Origin of the sequence: Phenylobacterium sp. (assembly GCF_036402295.1) — a bacterium.
Classification (GTDB): Bacteria; Pseudomonadota; Alphaproteobacteria; order Caulobacterales; family Caulobacteraceae; genus Phenylobacterium.
On record NZ_DASWTE010000066.1, the window covers coordinates 22,445 to 30,014 of the forward strand.

Below are 7,570 nucleotides of genomic sequence, written 5' to 3' on the forward strand. Positions count from 1 at the left end.
GCACCCGCCGGGCTTGGGCCAGGCCGGCGACGCGGTGGGTACCGTCGCAGGGCGTGGCCTGCGGTCCGGGGGAGAGCTCGGGGGACCCGCCCAGGGGTGACAAGCCGGCGCGGCGCCGGTACAAGGCCCGCGATGACCTCCTTCGCCACGACCTACTTTTGGTATTTCGGCGAACCGACGCCCCTGGCGCCGGCGGAGGATCGTTTGGCCTGACCGACCATCAGACCGACACCCTTCCCAAGCCGCCAGGGACCTGGCGGCTTTTTTCATGGCCGCCGCCCTCCACACCTTCAGGAGACCGCCGTGCAGCCCAGACCTACCGCCGACACCCGCATCCAGCGCCTCGACGCGCTCAGCCCACCGTCCCAGGTGATCGGCGAGGCGCCCGCCACCTCGATGATTTCGGAGGTGGTGGGCGAGGCCCGCACCGCCATCCACCGCATCCTGACCGGCGAGGACGACCGTCTGGTCGTGGTGATCGGCCCCTGCTCGATCCACGATCCCGTGGCGGCCATGGACTACGCGCGCCGCCTGGCCGAGGTCCGCCGGCGCCATCTCCCCGACCTCGAGATCCTGATGCGGGTCTACTTCGAGAAGCCGCGGACCACGGTGGGCTGGAAGGGCCTCATCAACGATCCCGGCCTCGACGGCGGTTTCCGCATCAACGACGGCCTGCGGCTGGCGCGCCGTCTGCTGATCGACGTCAACGCGCTGGGCCTTCCGGCGGCCTGCGAGTTCCTGGACGTGACCACCCCGCAGTACATCGCCGACCTCGTGGCCTGGGGCTGCATCGGCGCGCGCACCACGGAGAGCCAGATTCACCGCGAGATGGCGTCTGGCCTCTCCTGCGCCGTCGGGTTCAAGAATGGCACGAACGGCGACGTGAAGATCGCCGTGGACGCGGTGCTGGCCGCCGCCCAGCCGCACCATTTCCTGGCCGTGACCCGCGAGGGCCGGGCCGCCATCGCCGCCACGGCGGGCAACGGCGACTGCCACGTCGTGCTGCGCGGCGGCAAGCATCCCAACTACGACGGCGCCAGCATCGCGTCCGCCGGGGCGGAGCTCGCCCGTGCGGGCCTTCGCGAGCGGGTGATGGTGGACGCGAGCCATGCCAACTCGTCCAAGAACCACGAGAACCAGCCCAAGGTCGTCGCCGACCTGTGCGCTCAACTGGCCGCCGGCCAGGAACGGATCATGGGCGCGATGGTCGAGAGCCACCTGGTCGCCGGCCGCCAAGACCTCGTCGCGGGCCGCCCCCTGACCTACGGCCAGTCCATTACCGACGCCTGCATCGACTGGGCGGCCTCGGTCGAGGTGCTGGACGCCCTGGCCGCCGGCGTCCGCGCCCGGCGCGAGGCGGTGGGGCGGATCGGCGAGGGGAAGCTGCGCGTCTCGGCGTGAGGCGCGGGCGTGCCGACATCTTGCCCCTCCGCGTCGTCCCGCGGCTTGTCCGCGGGATCCATGGTGTGGCCGCCGCGAAGCTTTGGGGCGGCCACACCGGGCGGCCCTCTTCCACGGCGCGTCACGCTGAGGAATGGGTCCCGCGGACAAGCCGCGGGATGACGGCGGAATAGGTTGGCCGGGCGGCTGGTGGGCTCCTACCGCTGGACGACGACGCGCCAATCAGCCCTAATGGTTAACAAAATCGGCGATCAAATCTTTGTTTTATTGGGCGGTTTTCTTCGTCTTGTTAACCATGCCAAAGAAATTAAGGGGTTGTTAAGGCGCTCGGCTCCGGGTTTGCTCTGACTCGACAGCATCTGTGAGGGGCGTTCCACAGTGGGACGCCGACGGGGCCGGAGCAGGTCATGTTCGAGTTGGGTCGGGAACTGCGACGCTTCTTTTCACCCGAGCGGGTCAGGCCCATCACCGATGGGCTCACAGGCGGGGACTCTTCCCTTCTCGAGTTGCTGGATTCCCAACTGCTGGCGCAGGAAGCCAAGGCGGCCGACGTCGCCGCCGGCCGGATCAGCGCCAAGGACAAGCCGCGGCGTCGTCTGGAGGCGGCCATCGTCTGGCGCGAGGTCGCCCGCCGCACCGGTGACGCCGTGGCGCTGCGCAAGGCCGCCGCCGGCGCCGAGACCGCCGCCGCCGGCTTCGAGGCCGCCCATCGCAAGGACGGCTGGGCCCGCGCCCGCTGCGAACAGGCCTTCTGCGCGCTGCTGGGCGCGGAGATCTTCGGCGACCCCGGCCTGAACGCCGCCGCCGAGGTCGCCTTCAAGGACGCCCGCTCCAGCGTACGCGGCGGCCTCGCCGCGCCGCTCGCCGACGTGGGCCTGCTGGCCATCGAGGGTCGCCGGATGCTCGACAGCGCCGACGCCGACCAGGCCCGCGAGTTCGCCCAGCGCTTCAACGCCCCGATCATGGCCCTCGACGCCATCGCCAAGCGCGTCACCGCCGCCCGGGCGCTCGCGGCCGAGGCTCGCCTGATCCGCGCCGACCTCCTGTGCGGCTGGGGCGCGCGGCTGAAGGACGGCGACCTGCTGGACATGGCCGCCCGCGAGGCGGTCACCGCCGGCGATCGCCTGGACAACGCCTACGAGCCGCTCACCTGGGCGCGCGCCAAGATCATGCACGGTCAGTCGCTGGCTTTGCGCGGCGAGACCGTCGGCGACGTCGACGCCCTGGCCGCCGGCGCGGGCGCCCTGGCGCTGGCGCTCGACAACCTGACCCGCGACCACAGCCCGCTCGACTGGGCCCGCACGCAGGTGACGCTGGCCCAGGCGCTGCAGGCGCTGGGCGAGACGTCCAACGACGCCCGCGCCTTCGAGCACGCCGTCAGCTGCTACGACCGCGCCGCGGTGGTGCTGAAGGACACGCCGACGCTGCCGCTCCGCGGCCAGACCGCCGGCGCCCGCGCCGTCTGCCTCGCCCGCCAGGCCGAGATCACCGGCGACCGCGCCGTGCTGGACGCCGCCGAGACGGCCATGAAGGTGGAGCTCGCCAACCTCTCGCCCCGGCGCGATCCGGTGGGCTGGGCGCTGGCGCAGCTGCATCTGGCGCGCCTCTACGAGGCTCGCATCGCCATGACCGGCGTCGAGAACGGCGAACGCGCCGCCGCCCTGATGGCGCTGGACGTCGCCCTCGACGTCTTCGCCGACCACGGCCTGCGCTCGCTCTCGGTTCTGGCCTACGACGCCGTCGAGCGCCTCTCCACCCACGTCGACAGCTGACGCCCTCTCAGGGGCCACGCGTTGCCCGGACCCTGACCGCCGCTTGTCGCATCGATCTTGCGGCCGGGGTAACAGTGCGCAAGCTGGCGTGACAGCAGGAGGCCGACCGATGTTCCGTACGCTTGCGCTTGCTTCCGCCGCCGCGCTTTGCGCGGCGCCCGCCCTCGCCCAGACCGCCTGGATCGCCGCGCCCACGGCCCCCGAAGTCGCCGCGGCCTTCCCGGAGAAGGCCAAGGCGGCGGGCATAGGCGGGGGCGTGGAACTGATGTGCACGGCCGCCCGCGGCGGCGGGATGACCGACTGCGAGGTCATCAACGAGACCCCGCGCGGCTATGGGTTCGGCGCCGCAGCCCGCAAGCTCGCCGAGCAGAAGATGCGCGCCGCCGGCGTCGCCAAGAACGACGAGGTGCGCGTTCCCGTGGGCTTCCCGGCCGAGCTCGCCAAGGGCCCCAGCTACACCGTCAAGACGCCGGTCTGGACAGCAGTGCCCACGGTCGGCGAGATCCAGGCGGTCGTCCCAAAGACGGAAGGCGGCCCGAACAACGCCCGCGTCACCCTGGTCTGCGAGGTCCAGCCGGGCGGCAGCCTGACCGGCTGCGTGGTCGACCGCGAGGAGCCGGCCGGCCAGGGCTTCGGCCCCGCCATCCTGACGCTGGCCCCCAGGTTCCAGGTCGGCCCGCTCAGCGGCGAGGCCACGCCCACGGTCGGCGCCAAGGTCCGCGTGCCGGTGCGGTTCGACCTGAAGCCGGTGGCTCAGGCCGCCCGCTAGGCTACCGGCCCCGCCACCATTTCAGGCCCACGCGCTCGACCGCTTCGAGCAGCGCGTGCAGCGCCACGCCCATGGCGCCCAGCACCACAAGGGCCGCGATCATCCGCGCCGTCTGCAGCTTGTTGCCGGCGTCCAGGATCTGCCACGCCAGGCCCTGCACCTTGCCGGAGCCGGCGCTGAACTCGGCCACGACGGCCCCTATCAGCGCCAGGCCCGCGCCCACCTTGTGGCCCTCCAGCAGGAACGGCACGGCCGACGGCAGCCGCAGCCGCGCCACCCGTTGCCAGCGGCTCGCGCCGTAGAGCGCGAACAGCCGCTCGAGGTCGGGATCGGCCGAGCGCAGGCCCGCCGCCGCGCCCGAGAAGATCGGGAAGAACGCCACCAGCACCGCCAGCACCACCAGCGCGTTCTGGGGATGGTCGAGCCCGGCCCAGATCAGCACCAGCGGGGCCAGCGCCACCACCGGCGTCACCTGCACCACCGAGGCCAGCGGGCGGATCGCGCGATCCAGGATGGGCGAGAGCGCCGTCATCAGCGCCAGCGCCTGGGCGATCACGCTTGCGACCACCAGAGCGATCAGGGCGACGGCGAGCGTGCTCCAGGCGGCGGTCACCAGGGTCGGGAAGTGGTCCTTGAGCGCCACGGCCACGGCCGACGGCGGCGGCAGAAGGTAGGGCGCGATCTCCAGCGCGCGGCAGGCGAGCTCCCAAGCCGCGAGCAGCAGGGCAACGAGGACGAGGGGCGCCAGCCGGCTCATGCCGCGATCCCCCCTGCCGCGATCCCCTGCGCCAGGGCGTCCGATACGGCCTCGGCCGTGCTGCGGAACGAAGGCGTGTTGCGAAAGTGCGCCGGCCGCGGCATGGGCCCTTCGACCGGGAACTCGGCGGCGATGCGGCCCGGCCCGCGGGTCATCACCACCACGCGCGAGGCCATGTAGACGGCCTCCTCGACGTTGTGGGTCACGAACACGATGGCCGGCTTCGATGTCGCCCACAGCGCCAGCACGTCGTCGGCCAGCGTACGCCGGGTGATCTCGTCCAGCGCCGCGAACGGCTCGTCGAGCAGCAGCAGCCGCGGCTCCGTCACCAGGGCGCGGGCCAGCGACACCCGCATCGCCATGCCGCCCGAGAGCTGCGCCGGCCGCGCGTCCTTTGCGGCGGCCAGGCCCACGCGGTCCAGCGCCGCATTCGCCCGCGCCAGCGCCTCGCTCTTCGCCACGCCGGCGAGCTCCAGCGGCAGGGCCACATTGGCCCGCGCCGAGAGCCAGGGCGCCAGGGTCGGCGCCTGGAACACCACCGCCGTCTCACCGCGCCCGGCGGCCCGCTCGACGGACCCCCGCGCCGGCGCCTCCAGCCCGGCGAGGAGCCGCAGCGCCGTCGACTTGCCGCACCCCGACGGCCCCACCAGCGCCACCGCCTCGCCCGCCGCCACCGCCAGGCTCACCGGCCCCAGCGCCCGGCCCCGGTCATAATCGACCTCGACGTCGCGAAGGGAAGCGACGGTCACCCCAGTACCTCCTCTGCGAAGCGGGGGAGGCACGGGGCCGCTCCGCCACGCTCACTTGCCCACGAACTCCAGCGTGTAGGCCTTCTTCGGATCGAGCGTCTTCGGATAGACTCCCTGCGCCGCCGCCACGTCGAAGAAGGCCTGCCACCGCGCGTCGGTCATCGCGCCCAGGGGCAGTCCCTCGGCGCCGTCGACGATCCTGTAGCTCTTCAGTTTCTCCCGCGCCTGGGCCAGAACGTCGGGCGTCATCTCGGGATTGTCCTTGCGGATCAGCGCGTCGGCGGCCGTCGGGTCGCCGTTCAGGTAGTCGCGCCAGCCGACGGCGCTGGCCTCCACGAAGGCCTTCACCGCCGCCGGGTTCTTGGCGATCAGCCCGTCGGTCGCCAGCACCATGGTCGCGTAGCCGGGGTAGCCCTCGTCGGCCAGCAGGAACACCTTCGGCTTAACGCCGGCCTGCTTCTCGATCGTGTAGGGCTCGCTCGTCACGTAGCCCTGCTGGGCGGCGCGCTTGTCGGCCAGGAAGGGCGCGGCGTTGAAGGTGTACTTGCGCACCTGGTCGTCGGTGAACCCGTACTTGGCCTTCAGCCAGACCCAGAACGCCGTAACCGAGGCGTCGGAGAGCAGGATCGGATGACCCTTCAGGTCCGCGATCTTCTCCACGCCCGTGCCGGGGTGGGCCAAGAGCACCTGCGGGTCCTTCTGCATGAAGGCGGCGACCGCCTTCACCGGCACGCCCTCCTGGGCCAGGTTCATGACAATGAAGCTGTTCGAGCCCATGCCCAGCTCGACGGCGTTCGACGCCAGGAGCTGCGGCACGTTCACGCCCGGCCCGCCCTGGACGATCTCCACCTTCAGCCCGCGCCTGGCGTACTCGCCCGAGGCCAGCGCCTGGTAGAACCCGCCGTGCTCGGCCTGCGCCTTCCAGTCGGTCGCGAAGCGGATCGTCACCGGCTGGCCGGGGGACGGCGCGGCGGCCTCTTCCTTCTTCGCCGGCGAGCAGGCGACCAGCAGGGCGGCCGCGGCGATGGCGAGCGTACGCAGGACTTTCATCAAGAACCCTCGACTGAGCGGCGCGGAGGGTAGGGCGCTGCGGCCGTGCTTCCAAGGCGCGTCAGCGCCGATTCAACCGCCAAGACGCCAAGAACGCCAAGGCGTGCGATGCCTGTCCACGGCCCGGCGGCGCCCATCTTGGCGTTCATGGCGTCTTGGCGGTGAAAGCAGCGCCTCGGGCGCGTCTGGGCGTGCGCCCAATAGCAAGAGGGCGGCGCCTCGGTTTCCCGGAGCGTCGCCCTCTCATACAGATCCGTTGGGGGATCTGCGCCTCTAGGCCAACCGTCAGTGCGGTTGCGGGTCACCCCGCTGTTTTCCCTGACCGCCGGCGCCAGACCTCCGGTTCAGAAGCCCGGGTCGCCCCGGTTTTCATTCCCTTCGCCCTGCCGCTCCGCTCGCTTGCTCGGGGGTCCGCTGTCGCCAGCCTCTCCCTCCGCCGCGCCGCAGTTCCTGTCGGCAAGAGAACGGTGCGCCTGAAGCTTTTATGACGCAAGCGGGCTTCTCCGGCCCGGCTTCGCAGGTCTGTCAAAAGCCTGTGTCAAAACTGTTGAAAACCGCCGGAAAGCGCGGCGTTTGCCTCATCGAATCAAGAACTTGATTCTGTCCACAGGAAAGCCGGATCGGGGCCTCAGCGGCCGGCTTCCAGGGCCTCGCGCCGCCCCTCCAGCTCCAGCCACTCTTCCTCCGCCGCGGCCAGCTGCGCACGCGCCGTTTCCAGGGCCTTGGAGAAGCGGTCGAAGCCCGCGGGATCGCGCGCGTAGAGGTCAGGATCGTGCAGCGCCGTCTCCAGCGTCGCGATCTTGCCGGGCAGGTCGTGGATCAGCCCGTCCAGCTCGGACAGCCGCCGCTGGTCCTTGAACGAGAGCTTGGTGATGGCTTTCGCCGCCGCCGGCTTGGTCGCCGGCTTCGGGGCCGCGACCTTGGTGATCTCCAGCTTCGGCGGCCCGCCGAAGAAGTCGGGGTTCTGGCTCACGAAGTCCTGCCAGCCGCCCGGTGTCTCGACCGCGCGCCCGGTTCCGTCCAGTCCGATGGTCGACGTCGCCAGCCGGTCGATGAAGTCGCGGTCGTGGCT

At 71.6% G+C, this 7,570-nt stretch carries 6 protein-coding genes and 1 pseudogene; 3 read left to right on the plus strand and 4 right to left on the minus strand.

The genetic code is table 11. From position 1 onward, the window contains the following. Nucleotides 1-303: 303 nt before the first annotated feature. From VGD44_RS04410 to VGD44_RS04420, 3 genes are all read left to right on the plus strand, one after another. Nucleotides 304-1,401, plus strand: a complete 1,098-nt coding sequence (locus VGD44_RS04410; protein WP_331084270.1) for a 3-deoxy-7-phosphoheptulonate synthase — start codon at nt 304-306, stop codon at nt 1,399-1,401. A 407-nt stretch (nt 1,402-1,808) separates the two neighbouring features. Beyond that, on the plus strand, nt 1,809-3,173 hold the full coding sequence (locus VGD44_RS04415) for a hypothetical protein (protein WP_331084272.1): 1,365 nt from the start codon (nt 1,809-1,811) through the stop codon (nt 3,171-3,173). 109 nt (nt 3,174-3,282) lie between these two features. Continuing rightward, a complete protein-coding gene (locus tag VGD44_RS04420; protein ID WP_331084273.1) occupies nt 3,283-3,942 on the plus strand; it encodes a hypothetical protein in 660 nt (219 codons plus the stop codon). Nucleotide 3,943: 1 nt separating this feature from the next. Here the strand turns inward: VGD44_RS04420 and VGD44_RS04425 are convergent, their stop codons facing one another. The 4 genes and pseudogenes from VGD44_RS04425 to VGD44_RS04440 form a co-directional block, all read right to left on the minus strand. Further along, nucleotides 3,944-4,699, minus strand: coding sequence for an ABC transporter permease (locus VGD44_RS04425; protein WP_331084276.1), 756 nt, complete (start codon nt 4,697-4,699; stop codon nt 3,944-3,946). Continuing rightward, nucleotides 4,696-5,448 (minus strand): ABC transporter ATP-binding protein, encoded by a 753-nt coding sequence (locus VGD44_RS04430; protein ID WP_331084278.1) that lies wholly within the window; start codon nt 5,446-5,448, stop codon nt 4,696-4,698. Before VGD44_RS04430 ends, VGD44_RS04425 begins: the two co-directional genes overlap by 4 nt. Before the next feature lie 51 nt (nt 5,449-5,499). Then, a complete protein-coding gene (locus tag VGD44_RS04435) occupies nt 5,500-6,498 on the minus strand; it encodes an ABC transporter substrate-binding protein (RefSeq protein ID WP_331084280.1) in 999 nt (332 codons plus the stop codon). A 628-nt stretch (nt 6,499-7,126) separates the two neighbouring features. Next, a pseudogene (locus VGD44_RS04440) lies at nt 7,127-7,570 on the minus strand (ABC transporter ATP-binding protein); the annotation flags it as partial.

Coding starts and splice junctions, on each gene's coding strand:
- VGD44_RS04415 (WP_331084272.1), top strand. CDS start 1,809: ATGTTCGAGTTGGGTCGGGAACTGCGACGCTTCTTTTCACCCGAGCGG.
- VGD44_RS04420 (WP_331084273.1), top strand. CDS start 3,283: ATGTTCCGTACGCTTGCGCTTGCTTCCGCCGCCGCGCTTTGCGCGGCG.
- VGD44_RS04425 (WP_331084276.1), bottom strand. CDS start 4,699: ATGAGCCGGCTGGCGCCCCTCGTCCTCGTTGCCCTGCTGCTCGCGGCT.
- VGD44_RS04435 (WP_331084280.1), bottom strand. CDS start 6,498: ATGAAAGTCCTGCGTACGCTCGCCATCGCCGCGGCCGCCCTGCTGGTC.